Here is a 23,866-nt window from a genome sequence, read left to right on the forward strand (position 1 = left end):
GGCTGCCTCCCACTTCACACGACCCGCTACGACGGGCCATCGGCGAAGGCCTTTCACCTCCGCACGGTCAAACAGCGCCTCGTGGCGCACGCCGCGCCGCTTCCGGTGCTCGGGCGCCCGTGGCCCTGCGCTCCGGGTCGGCTTGCCGCCGGAGCACGGTGGCGCAGGTCCCGCTCAGGTGCTGTACAGCAACGCCTATCCGCTCGCGCCTGGCCCGCCGTACTTCGCTCCAGGTCTTTGAGGCTGAAGAGCGGCGCGTCAGCCCCGCTTGTTGTAGAGGTGGAGGGCGAGCGGCGCGCATACTGCGGTGATGGCAGCGGTCGCGATGAGCGACCAGGCGACAGATCCGCCGGTGCCGCCGGCGTTGTTCATCAGGCCCCTGGCTGCTGCGGCGACGTGACTGAGCGGGTTGACCTCGACGAAGGCTTGGAGCCAGCCGGGCATGGTGCTGGGCTGGACGAAGATGTTGCTGGCGAACGACAGCGGCATCAGCACGACGTTGGCGATGCTGATGACCACGGCCGGGTCGGGAATGATCAAGGCGACCACGGCCCACAACAAGGTCAGGGAGAGCCCGAAAGCGACAACCAGGGCTACCGCGGCGAGCACACCAGGTAGGCCACCATCGGGCCGATAGCCCATGATCAGTCCGAGGGCCACCACGATGCCGGAAGCGAACAGGTAACGTGCGGCATCGCTCAGCAGGCCACCGAGCACGAAGGCGCCGCGCCAGACGGACAGGGAGCGGAAGCGATCGAAGGCTCCCGTTGTCACATCCTTGGCGAGACGGGCACCGCCGTACATAGTGACGATGGCGATGCTCATACTCAGCGTGCCGGGCAGGAGGAACATGAGGTAGTTGCCTGGCGAGCCGCTGATAGCGCCGCCGAACAGGTAGGTGAACAGCACGGTGAACAGGATCGGGATGGCGACCGAGTCCACAAGCTGTTTGGGGTCGTGCTTGATCTTGAGCATGGCTCGCCGGCCGAAGGTTGCGGAGGCGGCGAGTGCCCCGGCACGGCGGCGTGCTGGGCTTGTGGTGAGCAGGATGTCGATCCGGTCGGTCTCCGCCGCGGCGGGGCGCGTGATGGCGGCGGGGGTGCTCATGCGTTCACGTCCTGGTGGCCGGTCAGGCTGAGGAAGGCCTCGTCCAGGCTGGGCTGGCCGAGAGTGATCTCGGCGACACCCACCCGGGCCTCGGCGAGCTGGGTCAGGGCGTGCCCGACGAGTCGGCCCATGTCTGTCGCGTCAGCCGGAGTGGCGAGCAGCATGGACAGGGCGAGCGGGTCGGTGGCGGGATGGACCGTTCCTTCCAGGGCGCCGGCCAGGACCTGTTGCGCTTGCCGACGCTGCTCGCCGTCGAGGAGCCGGACGTGCAGGGTGCCCGAGCCGACTCGGGATTTGAGCTGGGCGCTGGTGCCTTCGGCCACGATCCGGCCGTGGTCGATGACGGCGATCTGATCGGCGAGTTGGTCGGCCTCCTCCAGGTACTGGGTGGTGAGCAGCACCGTGGTGCCGGCCGCGGCGATGTGGCGGACCAGCTCCCACACCTGGCTACGGCTGCGCGGGTCGAGCCCGGTGGTCGGCTCGTCGAGGAACAGCAGGTCGGGGGTCACGATCAGGCCGGCCGCGATGTCCAGCCGACGGCGCATCCCGCCCGAGTATCCGCCTACCGGGCGGCCGGCCGCGGCGGTCAGATCGAAGGCGGCCAGCAGGTCATCGGCTCGCCGTTTGCCGGCGGCGCGGGACAGGCCGTGGAGGCGGCCGAGGATGTTCAGGTTCTCGTACCCGGTCAGGTCCTCATCCAGGGCGGCGAACTGGCCGGTCACGGCCGCCCGAGCCCGGATCGCATCCCGCTCGCTGATCACGTCGTGACCGAGGACACGGGCGGTGCCGCTGTCAGGCCGGGTCAAGGTGGCCAGGATGCGGATCGTGGTGGTCTTGCCCGCTCCGTTGGGGCCGAGGAACCCGAACACCTGACCACGCCGGACCGTGAGGTCGATCCCATCCAGTGCTCGGTTCTCGCCGTAGACCTTGACCAGGCCGTACGCCTCGATCGCCGGCTGGTCGCCGTCCATGCTGTTCTTTGACATGCCGTAAGACTTATTTATCTCTTACGGATTGTCAAGGTTATGGCTGAGCAGATAGCATCGCTGCGATGGTTGACACACTCGACCCCGCCACGCCGGCCCGCCGTCGGCGGTCCGACGCTCGGCGTAGCATCGACGCCATCCTCAACGCGGCCCGCATCGTGCTCGGCGAGCGATCCGACGCCAGCATGGAAGAGATCGCCACCACGGCCAACGTCACCCGCCAGACCGTCTACGCGCACTTCCCCTCACGCGACGCCCTCATTGCCGCCCTCATTGAGGCCGCAGCCGCCGAATACTCCGCCCTGCTCGACGCCGCCTGCCTCGAGACCGCCCCACCCGCCGACGCGCTGGCCCAGTTCCTCGACGCCGGCTGGCGGTTCCTGCGCCGCTACCCCCTCCTGCTTGACCCCACCACGACCTCGATCCATCGGCCCAAGAGCAACGACCCCCACGACGTGGTGCCACCGCGGCTCGAACGGCTCATCCGGCGAGGCCAGGGCACGGGCGACTTCGACCGGTCGCCCCCGGCTGCCTGGCTCGCCGCCGCCGTCATCGGACTCCAGCACGCCGCCGCGGCAGAAGTCGCCGACGGGCGCCTCACTGCCGGTGAGGCGGCGGCTCTGTGCCTGGAAAGCACGCTGCGCCTCTGCGGCCGGCCGACTGCGAGCCGCTAGGTCGTGTTTTGCGGATCTCAGCTGAGCCATAGCAGCAGGCAGGCGATGGTGACAGCTGAGGGGTAGTGGGCGGCGAGCTTGTCGTAGCGAGTGGCGATGCCCCGGAACTGGCTCCGCATCTCGATGGTCGGATTCCGAGGGTCCGGATCGTTGGCCCTACCACGAGACGCCCGAGTACTGGGCGCAAGCCATCTTGGAACAAACCGGCTAAGGCAGCCTGCAAGTCTGAAGCCTTGGTAGTCGATCTTGCTACCGGATCTGCTGACAACGACTCTGGATGACCATGGATTGAGGTGGACAGACCAGCGGCGACAGCACTGTGACGCTCGCAAGGACTTCCATGGACGACGTTGACCCTGCTACGGATCAGCAGGTTACGGGTACGACTCCTGTCGGCCGCGCGCCAGCTCAATGGCTCATTCCGATCATCGGAATGGGCCTTTCTGGTATCCCTACAGCAACGGGTTCTGACGACCGTGCGCATCGACGATCTCTTCTCGGCCGGGGACCGGGTGGCCGTGGCTTTCACGTTGACCTACACGCACGACCGTACGAGGAAGGACTTGACCATGACGGGGGTCAAGTCGTACCGACTTCAGACGGCAGGATTGTCGAGTTCTGGGGTGAGACCGACTTGTACGGTCTCCTCCGTCAGGCAGGCCTCGTCCCCGAGGAAATCCCTGGCTTCTAGGGTTACCCGGGGCCCCGCGGCTCCAGAGGCTTCCAGCGGCCTGTATCGAGTCTGGTGGTGCGGGCGGAAAAATGCTTCGCAGGTGCTCGGGGACATCGTCGAGGATGGCCCTCGTGACCCATGTACTCGAATCTCCCCATGCCGACGATGCCGCGACTCTCGGCCCTCTGCAGTTGAGGGTCTGGCTGGAGACGTATCCCTGCGAGGACGCGGGAATCGATGAAGCCTGGATCCATGAGCAGCATGGCTCCTCCGCCACCACGGAGGGAATCGCCGGGTGGCGGGACTTCATCGAGGCGGCGAGGCGGCAGCCGGACCTGCTGTTCTGCCGTGTCGTCCGCTCCGGGACGGAGATCGTCGGCTTCCTCTGCGGCCGACGGGACGAGGCGGTCACCCTCGGGCCGATGTACCTACTGAACGAAGCCCAGGGCCGAGGCATCGGCGACCGAATGATGCGCGAGTTCCTCGCGTGGGCGGGAGACGCTCCGATGCGCCTGTGGGTCACCGACTACAACAAACGTGCGATCCGCTTCTATGAACGCTACGGATTCGAGGCCACGGGCGAGCGAGAGCTCTGGCGAGGAAAGCTGCCGAACATACGCATGGTCCGCGACACCACGTTGAGCCACACTCCCAGTTGAGTCGGCATGGGGCCAGATCGCCCGCTGAGAAGATCTCCGTTGGCCGTAACGCGCGTGCGGCGAGGTCGGCGGTGTCGACCTGCGCGGCGCCCGAGGGACCCGCTCGTCGAGCGACCCGACGAATCAGGAGGTGCTCAGCAAGCCGCGTGACTATTCCTGCTGCGGAGATATCGCGGCTATCTGGGAGACTGGGTGTCTGTGACGCGCTCTGACCTAGCTCGCAGAATTCATTCCGCAGCCCACCTCACTGGCCACTTCGTGCTCCGCTCAGGACAGATCGCCACCGAGTACTTCGACAAGTACAAGTTCGAGGGCGACCCCATTCTGCTGGATGACATCGCTCGGGCGATGACTCCCCTGGTTCCGGGGGATACCGAGGTGTTGGCCGGGCTCGAGATGGGCGGGATCCCTGTGGTCACTGCCCTCGGTCGGCATACCGGCTTGCCGTGCGCGTTCGTTCGTAAGCAGGCCAAGACGTACGGGACCTGCCGCCTGGCCGAGGGTGCCGATGTGGCGGGACGGCGGGTTCTGGTCGTTGAGGACGTCGTCACCAGCGGCGGCCAGATTGTCCTGTCCACCGCCGACCTGCGTGGGCTGGGGGCCCAGATCAGCGAGGCATTGTGTGTCATCGACCGCGAACAGGGAGGTGTGGCAGCGCTGGCCGCAGAAGGCATCCGCCTTTCGTCATTGTTGACGGCCACCGACCTGCGCACGTCCAGTTGATCCACAGCGGTTGGCCGCGTCGGCTCTGGCGGATGTGGGCGCGAAGTATCCCGCACGTCCAATCGGACGGGTGTGGATCGGGATACGTGAACCGGAGGTCCCCGAAGGGGGTGCCGCTTGGCGAACAAGAGGTGGTGTTCGATGGCTTCGCCGTACCACGTGATGATGTACGGCCTGCAGTGACGTGAGGTTCTTGGCGGCGATGCCCGTTGATCGTGGCGGGGCGGTCATTGAGGAGTCTCCGTGCGGAATGCGAACGCGACATGGCTGTCTCAGGCGGTACGAGGCCGTAGCCATCTTGGCTGCGGCCTCGTAGTTCTGCCTGGCCCCCGTCGCCAGCGCCCACGCCTGCTCTCGACGGGCTTCCGAATCCGCCGGGGCACCGCGAGGGCGCTGAGCCCCAGCCTTGGCACACGTCCAGGTCACGGTTGTCTTCACCGTGTCCAGAACGTGCGTGGCGGGCTGGGTTTCTCAGCGCGGTCGTGCGCCGGTGGAGCTGGGGCTCAGGGGGTTTTGCTGTAGCCGAGGGCTTCGATGATGCGTCCGTCGCGGATGTGCATGAGGTTGACGCCGGCCACCGAGGTGGACTGCGCGTGCGCGTCGCCGAACACTTCGTTCACCTGACCGTGCTGGAAGTTGACGTGCCACTTGATGACCGCCCGGTCCCCGAAGACGAAGACCTCGTCGGGGGCGAAGCTGGTGTTCTGGTGGGCGGCGAGTTCCTGCCAGAAGGTCAGGCAGGCGTCCTGGCCCTCGTACCGGGCGCCCTCGGGTGCCGGCTGGACGCTGACCATGACGCAGTCGTCGGCGACCAGCCCGGCGAGCAGCGCCGGGTCGTGCTGGGTGAACGCGTCGTTGAACTGGGCGATGACCTGGGCGGTCGTTCTGATATCCGACATGGGATGCTCCTTTTGAGTGAGGTGACACATTCAGCGGCGGGCGGTTCTGGTGCCCCAGACCGCCAGCGAGGCGAGGACGCTGAGGGCCGCGCCGAACCAGAGGACGGCGGTGAGGGCCACACTGTCGGCGACGATGCCGCCGAACAGCGCCCCCAGGGCGATGGCCAGATTGAACATCGAGGTGTTCAGCGCGGTGGCGGCTTCTGTGGAGCCGGGGGCTGCCTTGAGAATCCAGGTCTGGACACCGACCGGCACCCCGCCGAAGGCCAGGCCCCAGGCGATCAGCAGGGCCACGCCGCTGACCGGGCTGCCGCCGGCGATCGGGAACAGGGCCAGGAGTACGGCGAGCAGCACGCTGATGGTGGCGATCGTCGCCCGGATGTTGCGCCCTGCGGCCGCGCCGGTGACGAAGTTGCCGACGATCCCGGCCAGGCCGAAGGCGAGGAGTACCGGACCGATCATGCCCTGGTCGATGCCGGCGATGTTCTGCATGATCGGGCTGACAAAGGTGAACGCGGCGAAGTGGCCGCTGACCAGCAGGAACGTAACCAGCACTCCGGCTCGTACGACGGGATTGCCGAACTGCCCGGCCAGCGTGCGCAGCCGTACGGGATCTGTGGCGGGCATCTGCGGCAGCAGCAGAAGCAGCGCGACGACCACCAGCAGGCCGAGCCCGCCCAGAATCGCGAACGCGACCCGCCAGTCGCTGAGCTCGCCGATCAGTGTCCCCGCAGGGACGCCGAGCACGTTGGCGGCGGTGGCCCCGCCGAAGGCGATGGCGGTGGCCTGAGGGATGAACCTCTCGGGCACCATGCGTACGGCGATACCGGCGGCCAGCGCCCAGAACCCGCCGATGCTGACTCCGACCAGGAATCGCGAGGCGAGGAGTACGGCGAAGTTGGGGGCGACGGCCGACAGCACGTTGGCCGCGACCATCAGGCTGATCAGGCCGAGCAGGACGACGCGGCGGTCCAGGCGCCCGATCGCCACCGGGAGGACCGGCGCGGCGGCGGAGGCGACCAGGCCGGGCACGGTCACCATCAGGCCGGCCGTACCTTTTGAGACCTCCAGCGCACCGCCGACCGACGTCAGCAGGCCCACGGGCAACTGCTCAGCGGTCACCACGGAGAAGGTCCCCACGGCCACCGCGGCGACGGCGAACCACCTCTTGAGCGGCACATGGTCGGATGCCTGTGCCAGGGGTTGGGCGACGCTGGCCACGTCCATCACTCCTTCATTAAGAATATTAATGTTAAGTAGATGAACGTTGAGGTTATTCCGGGCGAGCGAAGTGTAACGTTCTGTAGCGGATCGCACTCGACCTGTGTACAGAGCGCCCTTACAGCGCAGTGATCATGTCGGCCGCCAGGGCGGGCTTGGTGGCGGTACGCCACGGGGCGCCGGGCGCGGCGGTGAGCAGGACGTGGTCCCGCTCTCGGCCGGCGGCGGCAGGGCTGGCTGTCTGGCGGATCTACTGTCTGCGCATCAGCAGACGGCCTTGGCGGAACCGCTCGTCTTCGTGGGGCTCGCGCAGCATTCGCCCTACTTCGACCAACCCTGCCTTGCGCGCCAACTCGGCGAGGTCTTCGATCGGCCACCGGTAGGCAGGCGTTACCTTGTGATCGAATGCCACCACCGGCTCGCCCTCAGATTCGAAGAAGCCGAGCAGGAGGTAGCCGCCCGGGGCCAGCAGCCTGCGGAACTCGGCGAAGTACGGCGGCAGTTCTTCCGGCGGAGTGTGGATGACGGAGTACCAGGACAGGATGCCGCCCAGCGCACCGTCGGCCAGGTCGACGGCGTCCATCGAACCGACCTCGAAGCGCAGGTCAGGGTAGGTCTCACGGGCAAGCTCGATCATCACAGGGGACAGGTCGACGCCAAAGGCGTCCAGCCCCAGATCCCGAAGGTGCGCCGTCATGTAGCCGGGGCCGCATCCGACCTCGGCGACCAAGGGCCCGGCGCCGCCGGTCCGCACGAACTCTGCGAACGCGGCGAGCACTGCGCGATCCAGAGGCTGGCGGTCGAGTGCGCCTCGGACAAACTCGGCGTAGCGGACGGCGACGGCATCGTAGGCCTCTGCCGTCGTAGTCAGATAGGAGGGGGTTTCGGTCACGGTGGATGACTCTAGAGCTCGACCGGCGCCGCCGTACGACTCCCGGAGGCCAGAGGACGGGACTGGACTCCCGGGGCACCCAGTTGGGGCTCACCCACCCCAGACGTCTGCGGACCGGCGCACTCGTCCGCAAGTTGTACGGCCAGCCGTAAGGCTGCGCAGTGAGGCGCCTGTGAGGGCCAGGTAGGCCGCTCACCTCGCCCACGCCGGCGTTCTGAGCGGGAGATCTGAACCGCCAGCCAGGCGTGTTGGGTGGCGCTCGGTCAGTCCCAGCCGGTCATGGTGGAGGTACTCGTCACACAGAACTCGTTTCCTTCTGGATCACGCATCACCGTCCAGGTGTCGGGGTTGTCCAGGAAAGCCGGATCTTGCCGCACTTCAACCAGCTGGGCTCCAGCCTCAACCAGCCGTGATACCTCGGCCTTCATCGAGCCTGAAGTCACCAGGTCAAGGTGTAGCCGATTCTTGCCCACCTTGGGCTCGGGCACCTTCATGAAGTACAGCGATCCGCCGACACCACCTGGGTCGCTGACTTGGAATTCGTCGGGATTGCGCTGGTTGACCTTGTACGCCAGCGCCTGCGCCCAGAATTCGGCCTGGCTGCGCGGATCGTGGCAATCAACGACAACAGTCAGCAATGAAACCGACACTCTGACCACCCCATCAACAACTGGGTACTCTGCCAAGTGTAATCAGGCGCAAGAAATCACGCGTAGCGCCTACGCCGCCCCCGAGGAACGCCAGGGGCAGCAAGTCGGGGTACCAGCGGGACTCATAGGAGAGGTCGCAGGTAGCGGCTTGAGCGGTTTTCACGCGCGGCCGTGATCGGGCCGCGGTTCTGCGCGTGAACTAACATCTCCCGCGTGACCATCCCTCAGGTCGTCAAGGTGATCGGTTCGTTTATGGTATGGACAGTCGGCGCCTACCTGGGTGCTGTCGTGTTCCAGATATTCGTCAAGGGCCTACCGATCACAGCTGCGCTCATCGCGTCGGCAGAAGTGCTCCCTGGGGCGTTCATCGGCGGGACCATACTCGCCATCCTTATGGCCATCCGAAGCCGTCGAACCAGCCTCCGGCGGGGGCCTCAGGCTCCGAGATGATCGCTCGAGAGGGGCGACATCGGAGGTAACTGAGGCGCCAAAGGCGCATGATCTGTCCGTGCAATATATGCGCGGAGGAATTCGCTATGAGCTTCGGCTGACCGCGTGACGGGCTGGGCGCAAGTAGGCTGCGCACGTGAGTCGGGACGTGCGGGTGGTGGTCCGGTATCGCAGGGCTGTGACGTACGGCGTGCACGCGCTGCTGGCCGCGCTGCGGACCGCCGGGGTCGACGGCGAGGTACGGCTGGGCGCGACGCCGGAGGAGACCGCGGCGCACATCGCCGAGCCGGGCGCCGACCGGGTGCTGGTGTTGTGGTCGTTCTACTCGCCCGACGCCGAGGCGATGGCCGCCGAGCTGGCCACGGTGAGGCGGCTGGGCGGCGACGGCGGGCACGTACTGCACATCGCGGGCGGGGTGCACGCGACGGCCGAGCCCCAGCAGGTCATCGACGCCGGATGGGACCTGGCCGGCATCGGCGAGGGCGAGTCCACGATCATCGCCCTGGTCGAGGCGCTGCGAGAGGACGGCGAGCTCACCACCGTGCCCGGCCTGGCGATCAAGGACCATGACGGCGTCGCACTGCGTACCCGGCCCGTGCCGCAGCTGCCGCTCGACGCGTTCCCCTCGTTCCCCTACGCGAAGGGACGCTTCGGGCCGATCGAGATCACGCGTGGCTGCCGGTACACCTGCCGCTTCTGCCAGACGCCGTTCATGTTCGGCGGCCAGTTCCGCCACCGCTCCGTCGCCAGCGTCCGCGAGCACGTCCGGGCCATGGCCGAGCACGGCCTGCGCGACGTCCGCTTCATCACACCCACGTCTCTCTCGTACGGCTCGGCGGGTCCGGATCCCGATCTCGACGCGGTCGAGGAGCTGCTCGCCGGGGTGAAGGAGGAGCTGCCGCCACGCGGCCGGGTGTTCTTCGGCAGCTTCCCCTCCGAAGTGCGCCCCGAGCACGTCACGCCCGAGGCGATGAAGTTGCTCAAGCGGTACGTCGCCAACGACAACCTGATCATCGGAGCTCAGTCGGGTTCCGACGCGATCTTGGCGGCCTCGGGGCGCGGGCACGGCACCCAGCCGGTCCGCGACGCCGTGCGGATCGCCACCGAGCAGGGCTTCCGGCCGAACGTGGACTTCATTTTCGGCATGCCCGGCGAGTCGGAGCAGGACCAGGCGGCCTCGATCCAGCTCGCCGCCGACCTCGCCGACCTGGGCGCCCGCATCCACACCCACACCTTCATGCCGCTGCCCGGCACCCCATGGCGCGACGCCGAGCCCGCCTTCATCCCGCTCACCACGATGCGCGAGCTGGACCGCCTGGCACAGCGCGGCGACGCCTACGGCCACTGGCGCAAGCAGGCAGAACACTCCCAGCGCCTGGCGGAAACGGCCAAGGCCTACCCTCGCCGCACCCAACGCCGCCGAACCACCTAGAACCCTGCGAAGGCGCGCTTCCCTGCCATGGGGTCCGCGATCAGCCAGGAGGCGGTACGGCAGGCCTGCCGTTCGAATACCAACAGCGTCCCGAGCGAGGGCGCGTGCCGAAGGCATAGAGCTGTGGGGAGATGATGGCCAACAATGGGGGTGTGAGGGAGCTCGTCGAACTCGTGGGTACGGGTGGGGTGGTGGTGCTCAGCGGCGCCGGGCTGTCCACCGAGTCGGGCATCCCGGATTACCGGGGGCCTACGGGGCGGGCCAGGCGGGCTACGCCGATGACGTATCAGCGGTTCACCGGGTCATCCGAGGAGCGGCGGAGATACTGGGCGCGCAGCCACGTCGGCTGGCGGCAGATGGGCCTGGCACGGCCGAACTCCGGCCACCGGGCCGTGGCCGAGCTGGAACGCTGCGGCCTGCTGTCCGGGATCGTGACGCAGAACGTGGACGGGCTGCACCAGGCCGCGGGTGCCCGCCGGGTGATCGAGCTGCACGGCGGCCTGGACCGGGTCGTGTGCCTGTCGTGCCGCCGCCGGACGCGCCGCGCCGAGCTGGAGACGCGGCTGCGGCTGGCCAACCCGGGCTGGGAGGCGAGCGGCCTGATCAACCCGGACGGCGACGCGGTGCTGACCGACGAGCAGGTCGCGGGTTTCACCGTGGTCGACTGCGCCGCCTGCGGCGGCCTGCTCAAGCCCGACGTGGTGTTCTTCGGCGAGAACGTACCCCGGCCCCGGGTCGACGAGTGCTACGCGATGATCTCCAGGGCCAGGGCGCTGCTCGTGCTGGGCTCGTCGCTGTCGATCAGGTCGGGGCTCCGGTTCGTGGAACGGGCCGCCGAGCTGGGCATCCCGGTCGTGATCGTGAACCAGGGACCCACGGGCGGCGACGGGCTGGCCGTACTGACCATAGACGCCCCGCTCGGGGAGACGCTGACAAGCCTGGCCAGAGCGACGGCACCCGGTGCGGCCGTGTGATCGCGGCAGGAGCGCCAGCAGGCCGGTCGCCCGGGCAGGTGATCATGCCTGATGGGCGAGTTACGCTGGCCTTATACGGAATGCCGCTTCTTGGAGGCAGGCCATGCCGAGCGATCCTGACCACGTGCTCGACGCCATCGACGGCGCCGTCGAAGACTGGGAGGCGCTGAGCGCCGACGCCATGCGGTGGGCGCCTCCGGAGAAGAGACGCGACGACCTGCTGGGGGAGATGACCGACATCTTCGGCCCGCTGGCCAACGCCCTCACCCAGGCGTTTCGCCCTATGGGTGAGGCGCTGATGCGATCCATCGAGAGCTCACCGGTGGGCCGCCTGCTGGAGTTGACCAGTGGCGAGGAGGAGGACGACGAGCGCTAGGACGACTTGGTGTGCCACCAGCCGGTGCACCGCCACGAGCCGCCCACGTTCTTGATGCACGCCCGGAAGCTGCGGCCGCCCGGGTCGTCGACGCCGAAGCTGGTGACGCTGTCGTTCCCGGGCTTCACCGTGGCGTGGCAGGCGTGGTAGACGCCACGCCGGTCGGACCAGTCGAGCGACACCTTGTCGCCGCCGCGCAGCCCGGAGCCCCATACCCACCAGACGTCGCGGTATTTGTACGCGTCGCCGACCGTGTACAGGTGCGCGGCGCCCCTCCGGCCGCCGACGCTCGTCATCCGCTGCCACTGGCTCTTCGGCATGCTCTGGGTCGGCCGCAGCGCCGGACCGCAGGAGAAGTTCACCGGGCCCTGCGCGTTGGCGGCGGTAGCGGGGATGGCCAGCCCGCCGGCCACGGCGGCCGCGGCCACGAGCACCTTCAGCGTGGACATGAGCACCTCGTTTCGTCGCATGCCGCAGACGCTAAGCCGCCCCTTGTTGAGGATCTGTTGAAGATCCGTTGGATGGGGCTTCCTGTGCTCGTCGAGCGCGGCATCGAGCCGTACCGGGGCGCGCGCCCTGCCCGTCGGTTTCCTCCGCGACCGGGAGCTCGCGGAAGAGGCCGGCCTGGCCGAGGTGCACCTGGAGCAACTGGCGGTGTACGGCGAGCCGGGGCCCGGGTGAGGGCAGGACCGTTTGGCGAAGCTGGCGGACGCGACCGGTGGGGTCTTTGGCTAGGCGGGGACGGAGATGCCGAGGCCGCCCTTGGTGTGGGCGCCGAAGCGGGCCTTTTCTGTGGCGATGTCCAGGGGGCGGATGCCCTTGCGGGCCTTGATGATGTCGTCCGTGAGGAGCGAGGCGGGCACCAGCCAGGAGACCTCGAACTCCAGGCCGTCCGGGTCCTGGGCGTAGAGCGCCTTGGTGGTGGAGTGGTCCGAGGCGCCGACGAGGGCGCCGAGCTCCGAGAGCTTGATGGCGATGCGCTCGAGCTCGTCGAGTGTGTCGACCTCCCACGCCAGGTGGTACAGGCCGACCGTGGACCTGCCCGCACCCGAGGGGCCCGCCTGGTCGCCGATCTGGAAGAGGCCCAGGTCGTGATCGTTGGTGGAGCCGGAAGCCTGCAAGAACGCCGCCCCTGGCATGCCCATGACGACCTCGAAGCCGAGGGCGTCGCGGTAGAAGGCGACGCTGCGCTCCACGTCGCGCACGTACAGGACCGCGTGGTTGAGCCGCTGGACCGGCATGGTGATCCCCTTTCAGCAGAATCACCACCAAGTATATGAGAGTTCAAGTAAAATGCGAGCATGACCCGATGGCTGGACGCGGACGAGCAACGCACCTGGCGCACCTTCCTGGCCGCCACGCAGCTGGTGAACGAGGCCCTCGACCGCCAGCTCCAGCGCGAGTCGGGCATCCCGCACACCTACTACATGATCCTCGTGGCGCTGTCGGAGGCGCCTGAGCGCGCCATGCGGATGAGCGAGCTGGCCTGGAAGGCGCAGAGCTCGCAGTCGCGCCTCTCGCACGCCGTCGCGCGCCTGGAGGAGCGCGGCTGGGTCCGCCGCGAGCGCTGCCACTCCGACGGCCGCGGCAACATCGCCGTACTCACCGACGAGGGCTTCGCCGCGCTGGCCGCCGCCGCGCCCGGCCACGTCGAGGAGGTACGGCGCAGCCTCTTCGACGCCCTCACCCCCGCTCAGGTCCGCCAGCTGGATGAGATCTGTACGGCGGTGCGGAACACGCTGGAGCCGTAGCGCGAAAACTGTCGCCGTGGCGTCGTACGGTTCTCCCCGGAGTCGAACAAGGAGACGGGGATGCACGACACGAATGAGGCGCTGTTCAGGACCGTCCATGGGATCGCGGGTCGGATGGCGGGTCAGCCGGTGCCCGTGGTGATGGACGCGTTGCTGCGTCACCTGCCCAAGGCCCCCGGTCTGGAGGCCACTGAGATCCGCCGCATCGCCGAGGAGATCAGCGTCGGCCGCGACCCCTCCGGCCTGTAACCCCGACCCCGACCCCGACCCCGACCCCGGGTGCTTTCGGGAGGCACCCGTACACCTTCTCGCCGACGCGGCGCCGGGGCGCGGCCAGAGAAAGTCGCCTCGCTCCCGCAGATGCAGGGGTTGCCTCGCTGGGTAGCAGGCACCGGACTCCGCGGGACGCCTGTGCGCTGACGTGATGCCCTGTGCGGCGTGCCGGGTTGGTGGGCGCCCGCATGGCGGCCGGGCGGTTCGTGAGGGGAGCGTGGGGAGATCCTGCGGGTGGTGGGTGTGGGTGGGTCTCGGGGCTCCCGGAGGGGGGTAGGGGGCGGCGTTGCGGTGGTCGGCTGTCTTCGCCGGAGAAGCGTCTCCCTGGACAGGGTCCGGCCGAAGTGCGGTGACTGGCGGTGGGGCGGCTTGCCGTACAGCAGTCGAGTGCGCCAGAGCCGTACAAGTGAGTGCGACAGAGCCGCACAAGAGAGCCCGGAAGCAGAGAGTCGGGGTAGGGGTGGCCTCAGGGTCAGATCGGGGGAGGGCCGGATGTCCCGCAGAGGGGCGCGGCGGCAGGGTGGAGATATGACCGCAAAGAGGCTCTATCCCCTCCTCGCCTGCGCCGCGATAGCCGTCGCGGTGGCGGCGCTCGTCGTGGGCCAGCTGGACGCACAGGACCTGCTGAACACCGGCGTGGGGGATGGCGTCCCGATGGCGGTGCTCGGCCTGGGTTCTGTGGCGTTGCTCGGGGGATTGCGGGCCGCGGGGGCGCCCGTAAGGGGAACGCCGGAGAGGCTGATGCTCGTGTGGGCCGTGACGATCGGGGTGAGCGCGTTCGCGCCCGTCCCGCTGGAGATCGTGGCCTTCGGGAGTCTGGCCGGGGCAGCGGCGCTGCTGGTGCCCCGGCTTCGGGCCGACGAGGCGTGGCGGGGGATCGCCAGGGCCGTCGAGTGGCTGGCGCTGGCCGGCGGGCTTGGGGTCCTGGCGTTCACCTACGTGGCGCTGCCCGGGCAGGGCGTGCTGATCGGGCTGGTGGAGCGCGCGCTGCTGGTGTCCGGCGTGGCCCTGCTGGCCGTGCTGGCCGGCTGGTTGACCAGAGTCGTGTGGGCGAAAGCTGTCAATTTCCCGACTTATCACAGATTTATCGCTAGTGGATCTTAACCACACCAGTTTCGGTGCTAGTCTCTCCCGCGATCTTCTATCCGGGAGCAAGGTATGGCAACGGGCAGATCCATCAGATTCAAGATCCTGACGCTGCTCGTCATCCCACTGATCTCCCTCGTCGCGCTGTGGGGCTTCGCGGCCAGCACCACCTTCGGTGACGCGCTCAAGCTCCTCAAGGTGCAGACGATCTGGACGGGGATCATCAACAACGCCGACGGCCTGGTGTCGGACCTCCAGGGAGAACGGCTGGCCTCCGCCGAGAAGCTGGCGGGCGCGGGAGGTGACCCGACCGCGCTGGCCAGCGCCCGCGTCAAGGCCGACAAGATGCGCACGACGCTCGTCGAGCAGGCCAACTCCGAGGACGTGCAGGCGGCGCTCACGCCGGAGATGAAGGCGCAGGTGCAGCAGGCCCTCGGCGCGATCGACCGGCTGTCCGACATCAGGCAGCAGGTGGACGATGGCAAGCTGAGTGCCTCCGGCCTGGTGGGCGCCTACTCCGCGATCTCCGACGCGGTGCACCGCATGTACGGCTCGTTCGCCATGAGCACCGACGTCGACCTGTTCCGTCAGGCCCGCGGCCTGATCACCGCCGACGAGGTGCGCGAGCTGCTCAGCCGCGAGCACGCCCTGGTGGTCGCCTCGGGCGGCAGATTGTCGATGGGCGACATGCACCTGCTCGCCCGCCTCGACGGCGCCAGGACCTACCTGTTCCCCAAGGTCCTGGCCGACCTGGACGACGACCTGCGCGCGCCGTTCGCCAAGCTGGCCGCCTCGCAGCACTACACGTCGATGGAGCGGATGCTGCAGCAGTACATCGGCGGCGAGCGCGTCGACATGCAGCTGTGGCGCGGCACGGCCGACCCCGCGCTGAAGGAGTACACGCAGGGCATCTGGGCCGCCGGCGACGGGCTGCTGGGCAAGATGCAGCCGGCCGGCATGGCCATCATCGTGCGCGCCGCGATCGCCGGGGCGCTGGGCCTGATCGCGGTCGTCTTCTCGGTGTTCGTCTCGATCCGGGTGGGCCGCCGCATCACCCGCGAACTGGCCACGCTGCGCAGGAGCGCCCTGGACCTGGCCGAGATCAGGCTGCCCGACGTGGTGACCAAGCTGCGCAGGGGCGACGAGGTCGACATCGAGGCCGAGGCCCCGCCGATCATGGTGGTGGCGGGCGCCACCAGCGAGGTCACGGACCTGGCCAGCGCCTTCGACACCGTGCAGCGCACCGCGGTCGACGCGGCGGTCGAGCAGGCCAGGCTGCGCGAGGGCGTCTCGGAGGCGCTGCGCAACCTGGCCAGGCGCAGCCAGTCGCTGCTGCAGCGCCAGCTCAAGCTGCTCGACGACATGCAGCGCCAGACCGAGGAGCCGGATGCGCTCGAGCGGCTGTTCAAGCTCGACCACCTGACGACCCGCATGCGCCGCCACGCCGAGGGCCTCGTCCTGCTCTCGGGCGGCTCGGCTGGCCGCAGGTGGCGGGGCACGATCCCGATCGAGGACGTGCTCAACGGGGCGGCGGCACAGGTGGAGGAGTACACCAGGATCCGCGTCTACCCGATGCCCGAATGCGGCATCTCGGGCGCGGCGGTGGCCGACCTCATGCACCTGTTCGCCGAGTTGATGGAGAACGGGGCCGCCTTCTCCTCACCCGGCAACGAGATCTCCGTCCGGGGAGAGCTCGTCGGCCGGGGCTTCGCGGTGGAGGTGGAGGACCGCGGCCTGGGCATGCCCCAGGCCGAGCGCGACGAGGTCAACCGGCGCCTGTCAGGGCCACAGGAGTTCGACCCGTCGCAGACGGAGCGGCTCGGCTTCGCCGTCGTCGGCATGCTGGCCGCCAGGCACGGGATCAGGGTCACACTCAAGCCCTCCCCGTACGGCGGGACCACGGCGATTGCGCTGATCCCCGCCACCCTGGTGCAGCAGGTGACGCCGCCGGAGGTGTCCGTCTCGGTCATCCGCACGTCGGAATCCGAGTTGCCGCGCCGGGTCCGCTCGGCCAAGCGCAGTCCCGAGCAGTCCTCGGAACTGCCCCGCCGTGTACGGCAGACCAACCTGCCGCAGCGGCTCAAGCAGACGCCGCCTTCCCAGCCCCAGAGCGATGAGCGCTCTCCCGAGGAGACCAGGGCGTTGCTGTCCTCGCTCCAGTCGGGCTGGCAGCGCGGGCGGCAGGACAGCGATCAGGATGGGGGATCTCAGTCGTGAGTCGCGAGCCCGAGTGGGTGGACGAGGAGGCAGGGCCTGTCGTACGGCCCTACGCGGTCGCCCGCGGACGCACCAGGTCCTCCTCGACCGCGCTCGACCTGCTGGCGACCGTGGTGTCCACGGGGTCGCCCGTGCCGGCACAGGCGGAGCTGAGCGGCCAGCACCGGCGCCTGCTCGGCGTCCTGGACGGCAGGACCCGGCCGGTCGCGGAGGTGGCCTCGGAGCTGGACCAGCCGGTGGGGGTGGTCAGGGTACTGCTGGGGGACCTGCTCGACCACGGGCTGATTCGGGTACGGCCGCCGATGGACAAGACGAACTCTCCCACGGAGAGCCTGCTCCGCGAGGTGATCAACGGGCTGAGGGCGCTCTAGCCGGTCGCGGTCAGCGTCCGCAGCGAGTGCTCCACCAGGGTGATCATGACCTCCTTGGCGGAGGTGCGGCGCCGCACGTCGCACAGCATCACCGGGACGTCGTCGTCCAGGTCGAGCGCGATGCGCACGTCGTCGATGCTGTGCGTGGCGGCCCCGTCGAAGCAGTTGACGGCCACCACGAACGGGGTGCCGCGCTGCTCGAAGTAGTCGATCGACGGGAAACAGTCGGTCAGCCGCCGCGTGTCGGCGATCACCACGGCGCCCAGCGCGCCGTGGGACAGCTCGTCCCACATGAACCAGAACCGCTCCTGCCCGGGGGTGCCGAACAGGTAGACGACCAGCCCGTCGCGGATCGTGATGCGGCCGAAGTCCATCGCCACGGTCGTGGTGGTCTTGCCCTCGACGCCGTCCAGGTCGTCGATGCCGACGCCGCGGTCCGAGAGCACCTCCTCGGTCTTGAGCGGCTTGATCTCGCTGATCGATCCGACCAGCGTGGTCTTTCCGACGCCGAAGCCCCCCGCGATGAGGATCTTCAGTGCGACGGGGTCCTCAGAGAGCCCGGAGTCCATTGATCACTTCCTTGAGAATGCGCTCGCTCGGGCGCGGCCCGGCCGCGCTGGGGGATGTCACCGAGATGAGGCCCTGGTCGCGCAGGTCGCCCAGCAGTACGCGGACGACGCCGACGGGCAGGTCGAGCTCGACGGCCACGTCGGCTACCGAGATCGGGGTACGCGCCGCCCACAGGATCCGCTGCTGCTCGGGGCCGAGGTGGGCACGAGTCTCCCCGACAGCGCTCACGGTCGCGATGAGGTCGAGGAGCTCTCCCGACGACCTCGTGCGCCCGCGGGTGAGAGCGTAGGGCCGCACGAACGGCCCCGCGTCCTCATCCAGCCACTGCGGGGTGTCGCTCATGACGCTCTCGGGTTCGTCGTGATGTGCTGTCCGACCCGCTTGACCAGCATCGCCATCTCGTAGGCGATGTGGCCGACGTCCACGTTGGCGTCGGCGATCACGGCCAGGCACGTGCCCTGTCCCGCCGCGGTGACGAACAGGAACGCCGACTCCATCTCCACGATGGTCTGCCGCACGTCCCCGCCGCCGAAGTGGCGTCCTGTGCCTCGGGCCAGGCTCTGGAACCCGGCCGCCACGGCCGACAGGTGCTCGGCGTCCTCGCGGGTCAGGCCATTGGAGTAGCCGACCGCCAGGCCGTCGGTGGACAGGATGACGGCCTGCCGTACCGCGGCCACCCGGCTCGTCAGGTCGTCGAGGAGCCAGTTGAGCTCCCCGTTGGTCGTTTGCACGCTCATGCGTCGTCCCCCTTGTGGTCGGCTTCTTGTCGGGCACGCTCTGTTCCCCGTTGGAACGCGGAGAACAGGTCGCGTACCTCGTCGGGAGATCGTTCTTGCGGTGGTTCAGGGGGCTCCTTGAGCTGGGGCGGCAGGTTGGTCTGCCGTACCCGTTTGGGGAGTCCCGCGTGGGTTCCGCCGCTCACCACGGCGAGCGGTTTCTTCCTGTTACGGCTCGGCAGCGCCGGCATGTCGTCGTCCGCGGCCGGCAGGGCGACCTGCTCGGCCACGAGCGCCCTGGGCACCAGCACGATGGCCGCGGTGCCGCCGAACGGCGAGCGGCGCAGCAGCACCTGGATGCCGTGGCGCTGCGCCAGCCTGGCGACCACGAACAGCCCGAGCCGGTCGCTGTCGGCCAGGTCGAACTCGGGGGGGTTGGCCAGCATCGCGTTGAAGGACGCGTACTCCGACTGCGACAGCCCGAGCCCGCGGTCCTCCACCTCGATCACGTAGCCGTTGCTGACCAGGTCGCCGCGGATCTGGACGGTGGTGGTGGGCGGCGAGTAGATCGTGGCGTTCTCCACCAGCTCGGCCACCAGGTGGGTGACGTCGGCGGCGGCGCCGCCGTCCAGCGAGCCGTTCGGCATCGACTCGACGGTGACCCTGGTGTAGTCCTCGACCTCGGCGACGGCCGCCCTGACCACGTCGACCACGGGCACCGCCTTGCGCCAGGAGCGCCCGGGCACCGAGCCCGACAGGATGATCAGGCTCTCGGCGTGCCTGCGCATGCGGGTGGTCAGGTGGTCGAGCTTGAACAGCTCCTCCAGCCGGTCGGGGTCGTGGGTGCGTCGCTGCATGCTGTCGAGCAGCGCCAGCTGGCGGTGCAGCAGGCCCTGCTTGCGCCTGGCCAGGTTGAGGAAGACCTGGCCGATGCCGCGCCGCAGCGCCGCCTGGCCCACCGCGGCGCTGACGGCCGTGTTCTGCACCGAGCCGAAGGCCCTGGCCACGTCGGTGATCTCGGCGGAGCCGCTGACCCGCAGCGGCTTGCCCTCGGCCTTGACGTCGACCTCCTCGCCGCGGCGCAGCTTGGCCACGATGGCCGGCAGCCGGCGCTCGGCCAGCTCGAGCGCGACCGTACGCAGCCCGGCCAGCTCGCCGGCCAGCCGGCGGCCGAACCGCACCGAGATGATGATCGAGGCGAGCACCGCGATCAGGCCGAGGACCCCGGCGACGCCCATCTTGATCAGCGTCCCTGTGGCCCCGTCGGTGGCGCGCGTGGCCAGCGCCTGCGAGGAGGCCACGCCCAGCTTGTCCAGCTGCGCGGCGAGCCTGTCGACCGTGGAGTTCCACTCGCCGGCGTTCGCGGGTGGCGTCCCGGTCCTGACGATCCGGTCCTCCATCGCGCTGAAGTCGCGGAACGGCTCGTCGTCGAAGATCTTCTCGTACGGCCGGCGGAGCTCGTCGTCGAGCCCGGCCAGCCCCCGGGAGTCCAGGAACTTCCTGGTGGCCACGTACTCGGTGAAGGCGCCGACCTCGGGATCGGTCATCCGGCCGTCCAGCAGGGCGCCGCCGACCAGGGCGCTCTCCCTGGCGAGGATCTCGCGGGCGTTGCCCATGGCCTGCAGCGCGGAGGCCTGCTGGAACAGCTGCAGGTCGGGCACCGAGACCAGGTGGTCGTAGAGGCGGAACAGCGAGTCGAGGATCCGGTTGTACTCGTTGAGCGTGGCCAGCCGGCTGATCATGCCGCCGTCGATGGAGATCCGGATGGAGCTGAGACGGTCGAGCTCGGTGGTGAGCGTGTCCAGCGATCCGCGCATGTCGGCGGTGATCGCGCCGCCCGCCTTCACGGCGGACTTCTGGAAGGCGGTGACCGCGACGTCGGTGCGGGCACGCTGCGTGCTCAGATCCTGGGCGGACTTACGGGTCGTGATGGCCATGGAGGTGCGAGCGCGCTCGGCCTGCAGCTGAAGTCCCAGGTCGGTGGAGGTCACACCGATCGTCTGGTACAGCGTGTTGGCCCTCAGCAGGGCCTGGCCGTCACCCACGGTGAGGTTGAGGGCGAACCCCCAGAGCGCGCTCAGAGACAGGAGAGGTAGCAGCAGCAATAAGAAGATCTTGAACCGAATTGACCGGTTTCGAGCGCCCATGTCCCAACCTCGGAGTCGAGGCCGATTTCCACACTTTGTGTAAATAGCCTCCGGAAGATCGCACAGGAGACTAGCACCCATTAAGGTTCCGGCGCAGTGGGAGGAACGCGATGATTAGCGTGATTACTGGGGCCAGTGCGGGGATCGGAGCGGCAGCCGCTGCCGAGCTGTCCCGCCGTGGCCATCACCTGGTGCTGGTCGGCCGCGACGCGCGACGGCTCCAGAGCGTGGCGGAAGGGCTTCCGGGTTCCGGGGCCGACGTGCTGACCTGCGATTTCGCGCGGCTGGATGACGTGCGCCGGTTGGCGTCCCAGCTGCGCGAGCGGTACGACCGCTTCGCCGTACTGGCCAACAACGCCGGAGTGATGAGTCCTCGCAGACACATCACCGTGGACGGGAACGAGCTCATGGTTCAGGTCAACCATCTAGCGCCGTTCCTGCTGACCCATTCTCTGACAGACCGCGTTGACAGGGTGGTGACGACGAGTTCACGCGCGGGAGGCAGCGGGCGGATCGATCCCGGCGACCTGTCCCGCGAGCGGCGGCGCTGGAACGGCTGGCTGCAGTACGGCGACACCAAGCAGGCCAACGCCCTGTTCACGGTCGCCCTGGCGGCCCGCGGGACCACCGCGACCTGCTTCCACCCCGGCGTGATCCGCACCGGCTTCGCCGGAGAGACCTGGCTGATGCGGCTGTTCCTGATGGTGCCCGGCTACGCCAAGCCGCCGGAGTACGGCGCGCGGACGCTGGTCGAGCTGGCCGAGACCGAAAAGCCGGAGCCGTTCTACGCCGAGGGCAAGGCTAGGCAGGCCCCTGGGCGAATGGCGGACCCGGCGCTGGCCGAACGGCTGTGGGAGGCGAGCCTGCGGGCCGTGAACAGATGACCCGCAGTACAGCAGCGAGACCAGGGCTTCACGCCTGGAGCTCGCCCACGGCTCGGAAGGCGGCGGTGATGGCCGCGTCGGCGTAGGCGGCGGGGACCGAGTCGGAGTTGGCGATCGCGATCCGGCCGAACCGCCTGCGCGCCAGATCGGCCGGGAAGGGGCCGTCGGGGTAGAAGGCGTGCCAGGGCCTGCAGTACTCCGGCGCGTACCCGTGGCCCCACCGGTTGACCGTGATCGCCTCGATGTCCCTGGCCGGATCGAACCCGGCGCTCCCCAGCAGCCGCGCCAGCTGGTCCCTGATTGAATACTCCATATACGAAAAATCCGTCTTTATCAGGACGTGTCGCCCGGCGATCGCCCCATCGCTCGGACCCAGCTCCGACTGACACGGCGTGGCGATCATGTGCACGTTGATCGGCTCGCTCGGATCCTTCGGACACTCGTACCCGGGCATGCTCACCGGGTAGTCCAGCTCCGACACGCACCAGTACGCCCCGGTCCACCGGACGTGGTTGACGCCGATCTTCCGCCAGGCCTGCCAGTTACGCAGCTGCACCATCGCATACAGCAGCGGAAGCTTGACCGCCTCACGCATCGCCTTCTTCTGCGCGGTGGGCAGCTCGGGCGTCAGATACGGGATGACCATGTTCCAGCAGGCCATCACCACCGCCCCCGCGCGGACCGTGCGGATCCTGTGCCCATCGAAGTAGCCGACCGTGGCCGTCGTCGCCGTGTCGGGTGAGCCGTCGTTGTTCACCGACACAACCGGGCTCGACAGCCGGAACCTGACCTGGTTGATGGGCAGGTCCAGCCGGCCGTAGTCGAAGGAGGCGGTGGTGATGCCGTCCATGTCCACCGAGGAGGCGAACCCGGGGACCATCCGCCCCACCATCATCCTGACCAGTGCCTGGTTGCCCTCGGGGAAGTGGTAGATGTACGGGTCGTCGGCGCTCCACTCCTTCTTCATGCTCGGCGAGTTGAAGCGCGAGGGCTTGTCCGAGTTGAGCTTCAACCCCTGGAAGCCCGGATAGTTCCAGCCCTCGGCGCTGCCCCAGGCGTCGATCGCGCCGAAGGCCCTGGTGTCGTAGGCCCACTCGTCGCTGGACTGGGTCCGCAGGAAGCGCTCCGCGTCGGGATGGACCTTGCAGACCTTCAGCAGGAAGTCGGAGTAGGTCATCCCGGCCAGCCGCTCCTCCTTGCCCTCCTGTCCGAGCCCGGGGAACCAGTCGGGCGGGTTCCCGTAGAGCATGAGCAGGTCCTTCTTGGCCCGCTCCGCGATCGGCAGCCCGGCGACCCACTGCTCGGCCCTGATGCCCGGGGCGTAGCGGATGAGCGTGTCGCCGGAGAAGGTCTCCTTGTCGCACATCACGCCGTCGGACATGCCGAGCCGGGTGTAGAGCCCCTGGTCGAAGTACTTGTCGAACCTCTTGACCTGCACACCGAGCTGGTGCAGCAGGTCCTTGCCCTCCGGCGTCCACACCGACGGCGCCTCGATCGACTGCGAGCCGCCGTAGCCGATCAACGGCACCCCGCGGCCCGTGGGCTTGAACTCGTTGCGCCGGGCGTGGCCGCCGATCTCGTCGTGGTTCTCCAGGATCAGGATGCGGGCGTCGGGACGGCGCCGCAGCCACTCGAAGGCCGCGCTCACCCCGCTGATGCCGCCGCCCACGACCACCAGGTCGTAGTTCTCGCCGGTGGGCTCCGGCGTCCCGGCGTACTGCCAGAACCGGTCGTCGCGCATCGCGTGCGGCACGCTGAGCGCCGCGGCGGTGTTGCCCTGCAATCCGGTGAGCACGGGCGGGAAGTTCGCGTCCTGGGGCACCTCCAGAGTCGGCGTGCCGACCATGCCCGGCTCGCCCCGGTCCGGCCCGCAGCCCGCGACCGCGCCCAGAGCGGCGATCCCGGCTGTCACGGCGACCCCGTCGAAGAAGTCGCGGCGCGTTATGGGCCTGTCCATCCCGAGATCGCGTGCCCTGCTCATGGCGCGATCATCGGCAGTGTCCGAAAATGCCACACTGGGGCGCGCAGCGGATGGAGAAACATTTTGCGCGCCCTATTACCGCGAATGCCGTATTGGAGTAGCGTCCGGAATATCGCGACGGGGGGAGTCCAGTGGTTGGAAAGCAGGGCAGGGT

25 protein-coding genes and 1 pseudogene are annotated in these 23,866 nt (G+C 68.7%); 12 read left to right on the forward strand and 14 right to left on the reverse strand.

Features of this window, described 5'->3' with window-relative positions; genetic code table 11:
* Window positions 1-258: 258 nt before the first annotated feature.
* Together ACIBHX_RS35895 and ACIBHX_RS35900 are read right to left on the reverse strand one after the other, a co-directional pair.
* Window positions 259-1,107 (reverse strand): ABC transporter permease, encoded by an 849-nt coding sequence (locus ACIBHX_RS35895; RefSeq protein WP_397071881.1) that lies wholly within the window; start codon window positions 1,105-1,107, stop codon window positions 259-261.
* Complete coding sequence (locus tag ACIBHX_RS35900; RefSeq protein ID WP_397072113.1) at window positions 1,104-2,078, reverse strand: ATP-binding cassette domain-containing protein; 975 nt, start codon at window positions 2,076-2,078, stop codon at window positions 1,104-1,106. The genes ACIBHX_RS35895 and ACIBHX_RS35900 overlap by 4 nt, the downstream gene beginning before the upstream one ends.
* Window positions 2,079-2,158: 80 nt before the next feature.
* Between ACIBHX_RS35900 and ACIBHX_RS35905 the strand changes: the two genes are divergently transcribed.
* Window positions 2,159-2,767 carry a TetR/AcrR family transcriptional regulator gene (locus ACIBHX_RS35905; protein WP_397071882.1) on the forward strand — a complete coding sequence of 203 codons (609 nt, stop codon included), beginning with the start codon at window positions 2,159-2,161 and terminating at the stop codon, window positions 2,765-2,767.
* Window positions 2,768-2,784: 17 nt separating this feature from the next.
* Here ACIBHX_RS35905 and ACIBHX_RS35910 read toward each other — a convergent pair.
* Window positions 2,785-2,877 (reverse strand): annotated as a pseudogene (locus ACIBHX_RS35910) (IS5/IS1182 family transposase); the annotation flags it as partial.
* Between the two features lie 694 nt (window positions 2,878-3,571).
* Between ACIBHX_RS35910 and ACIBHX_RS35915 the strand changes: the two are divergent.
* Both ACIBHX_RS35915 and ACIBHX_RS35920 read left to right on the forward strand, forming a co-directional pair.
* Window positions 3,572-4,099 (forward strand): GNAT family N-acetyltransferase, encoded by a 528-nt coding sequence (locus ACIBHX_RS35915; protein WP_397071883.1) that lies wholly within the window; start codon window positions 3,572-3,574, stop codon window positions 4,097-4,099.
* A gap of 258 nt (window positions 4,100-4,357) precedes the next feature.
* Window positions 4,358-4,822, forward strand: coding sequence for an orotate phosphoribosyltransferase (locus ACIBHX_RS35920; RefSeq protein ID WP_397071884.1), 465 nt, complete (start codon window positions 4,358-4,360; stop codon window positions 4,820-4,822).
* 503 nt (window positions 4,823-5,325) lie between these two features.
* On the opposite strand, the gene ACIBHX_RS35925 is transcribed toward ACIBHX_RS35920, so the two are convergent.
* The 4 genes from ACIBHX_RS35925 to ACIBHX_RS35940 form a co-directional block, all read right to left on the reverse strand.
* Window positions 5,326-5,721 (reverse strand): nuclear transport factor 2 family protein, encoded by a 396-nt coding sequence (locus ACIBHX_RS35925; protein ID WP_397071885.1) that lies wholly within the window; start codon window positions 5,719-5,721, stop codon window positions 5,326-5,328.
* Between the two features lie 30 nt (window positions 5,722-5,751).
* Entirely contained in the window at window positions 5,752-6,948 is a 1,197-nt protein-coding gene (locus ACIBHX_RS35930; protein WP_397071886.1) for an MFS transporter, read from the reverse strand.
* A gap of 244 nt (window positions 6,949-7,192) precedes the next feature.
* The gene (locus tag ACIBHX_RS35935) at window positions 7,193-7,834 is read right to left on the reverse strand and encodes a class I SAM-dependent methyltransferase (RefSeq protein WP_397071887.1); all 642 of its coding nucleotides are present in this window, start codon (window positions 7,832-7,834) and stop codon (window positions 7,193-7,195) included.
* 263 nt (window positions 7,835-8,097) lie between these two features.
* Entirely contained in the window at window positions 8,098-8,484 is a 387-nt protein-coding gene (locus tag ACIBHX_RS35940) for a VOC family protein (protein WP_397071888.1), read from the reverse strand.
* Between the two features lie 586 nt (window positions 8,485-9,070).
* Between ACIBHX_RS35940 and ACIBHX_RS35945 the strand changes: the two genes are divergently transcribed.
* From ACIBHX_RS35945 to ACIBHX_RS35955, 3 genes are all read left to right on the forward strand, one after another.
* Window positions 9,071-10,366, forward strand: coding sequence for a TIGR04013 family B12-binding domain/radical SAM domain-containing protein (locus tag ACIBHX_RS35945; RefSeq protein ID WP_397071889.1), 1,296 nt, complete (start codon window positions 9,071-9,073; stop codon window positions 10,364-10,366).
* Window positions 10,367-10,518: 152 nt separating this feature from the next.
* Window positions 10,519-11,340: an NAD-dependent protein deacetylase gene (locus ACIBHX_RS35950; protein WP_397071890.1), complete on the forward strand. Its 822-nt coding sequence runs from the start codon at window positions 10,519-10,521 to the stop codon at window positions 11,338-11,340.
* 103 nt (window positions 11,341-11,443) lie between these two features.
* On the forward strand, window positions 11,444-11,716 hold the full coding sequence (locus ACIBHX_RS35955) for a hypothetical protein (protein ID WP_397071891.1): 273 nt from the start codon (window positions 11,444-11,446) through the stop codon (window positions 11,714-11,716).
* Here ACIBHX_RS35955 and ACIBHX_RS35960 read toward each other — a convergent pair.
* Window positions 11,713-12,186, reverse strand: a complete 474-nt coding sequence (locus ACIBHX_RS35960) for a hypothetical protein (RefSeq protein ID WP_397071892.1) — start codon at window positions 12,184-12,186, stop codon at window positions 11,713-11,715. The genes ACIBHX_RS35955 and ACIBHX_RS35960 overlap by 4 nt on opposite strands.
* Window positions 12,187-12,447: 261 nt before the next feature.
* Window positions 12,448-12,957, reverse strand: coding sequence for a VOC family protein (locus tag ACIBHX_RS35965; protein WP_397071893.1), 510 nt, complete (start codon window positions 12,955-12,957; stop codon window positions 12,448-12,450).
* Between the two features lie 60 nt (window positions 12,958-13,017).
* Here ACIBHX_RS35965 and ACIBHX_RS35970 point away from each other — a divergent pair, with 60 nt between their 5' ends.
* The 5 genes from ACIBHX_RS35970 to ACIBHX_RS35990 all read left to right on the forward strand — a co-directional run bounded on the left by ACIBHX_RS35970 (window position 13,018) and on the right by ACIBHX_RS35990 (window position 17,414).
* Window positions 13,018-13,467 (forward strand): MarR family winged helix-turn-helix transcriptional regulator, encoded by a 450-nt coding sequence (locus ACIBHX_RS35970; RefSeq protein WP_397071894.1) that lies wholly within the window; start codon window positions 13,018-13,020, stop codon window positions 13,465-13,467.
* A 60-nt stretch (window positions 13,468-13,527) separates the two neighbouring features.
* Window positions 13,528-13,716, forward strand: coding sequence for a hypothetical protein (locus ACIBHX_RS35975; RefSeq protein WP_397071895.1), 189 nt, complete (start codon window positions 13,528-13,530; stop codon window positions 13,714-13,716).
* A 552-nt stretch (window positions 13,717-14,268) separates the two neighbouring features.
* Entirely contained in the window at window positions 14,269-14,844 is a 576-nt protein-coding gene (locus ACIBHX_RS35980) for a DUF998 domain-containing protein (RefSeq protein WP_397071896.1), read from the forward strand.
* A 54-nt stretch (window positions 14,845-14,898) separates the two neighbouring features.
* A complete protein-coding gene (locus ACIBHX_RS35985; RefSeq protein WP_397071897.1) occupies window positions 14,899-17,043 on the forward strand; it encodes a nitrate- and nitrite sensing domain-containing protein in 2,145 nt (714 codons plus the stop codon).
* Window positions 17,040-17,414: a DUF742 domain-containing protein gene (locus ACIBHX_RS35990; protein WP_397071898.1), complete on the forward strand. Its 375-nt coding sequence runs from the start codon at window positions 17,040-17,042 to the stop codon at window positions 17,412-17,414. Before ACIBHX_RS35985 ends, ACIBHX_RS35990 begins: the two co-directional genes overlap by 4 nt.
* Here the strand turns inward: ACIBHX_RS35990 and ACIBHX_RS35995 are convergent.
* Genes ACIBHX_RS35995 through ACIBHX_RS36010 form a run of 4 tightly spaced genes read right to left on the reverse strand, consistent with a single transcriptional unit; the run spans window position 17,411 to window position 20,805 of the window.
* Window positions 17,411-17,983, reverse strand: a complete 573-nt coding sequence (locus tag ACIBHX_RS35995) for a GTP-binding protein (protein WP_397071899.1) — start codon at window positions 17,981-17,983, stop codon at window positions 17,411-17,413. The genes ACIBHX_RS35990 and ACIBHX_RS35995 overlap by 4 nt on opposite strands.
* Window positions 17,964-18,326 (reverse strand): DUF742 domain-containing protein, encoded by a 363-nt coding sequence (locus tag ACIBHX_RS36000; RefSeq protein ID WP_397071900.1) that lies wholly within the window; start codon window positions 18,324-18,326, stop codon window positions 17,964-17,966. Before ACIBHX_RS36000 ends, ACIBHX_RS35995 begins: the two co-directional genes overlap by 20 nt.
* Window positions 18,323-18,721 carry a roadblock/LC7 domain-containing protein gene (locus tag ACIBHX_RS36005; RefSeq protein WP_397071901.1) on the reverse strand — a complete coding sequence of 133 codons (399 nt, stop codon included), beginning with the start codon at window positions 18,719-18,721 and terminating at the stop codon, window positions 18,323-18,325. The genes ACIBHX_RS36000 and ACIBHX_RS36005 overlap by 4 nt, the downstream gene beginning before the upstream one ends.
* Entirely contained in the window at window positions 18,718-20,805 is a 2,088-nt protein-coding gene (locus tag ACIBHX_RS36010; RefSeq protein WP_397071902.1) for a nitrate- and nitrite sensing domain-containing protein, read from the reverse strand. The genes ACIBHX_RS36005 and ACIBHX_RS36010 overlap by 4 nt, the downstream gene beginning before the upstream one ends.
* 152 nt (window positions 20,806-20,957) lie before the next feature.
* Here ACIBHX_RS36010 and ACIBHX_RS36015 point away from each other — a divergent pair, with 152 nt between their 5' ends.
* Window positions 20,958-21,731: an SDR family NAD(P)-dependent oxidoreductase gene (locus ACIBHX_RS36015; RefSeq protein WP_397071903.1), complete on the forward strand. Its 774-nt coding sequence runs from the start codon at window positions 20,958-20,960 to the stop codon at window positions 21,729-21,731.
* A 28-nt stretch (window positions 21,732-21,759) separates the two neighbouring features.
* On the opposite strand, the gene ACIBHX_RS36020 is transcribed toward ACIBHX_RS36015, so the two are convergent.
* Window positions 21,760-23,712: an NAD(P)-binding protein gene (locus ACIBHX_RS36020; protein ID WP_397071904.1), complete on the reverse strand. Its 1,953-nt coding sequence runs from the start codon at window positions 23,710-23,712 to the stop codon at window positions 21,760-21,762.
* Between the last annotated feature and the right edge of the window lie 154 nt (window positions 23,713-23,866).

This window comes from Nonomuraea sp. NPDC050536 (assembly GCF_044457685.1).
Lineage (GTDB): Bacteria > Actinomycetota > Actinomycetes > Streptosporangiales > Streptosporangiaceae > Nonomuraea.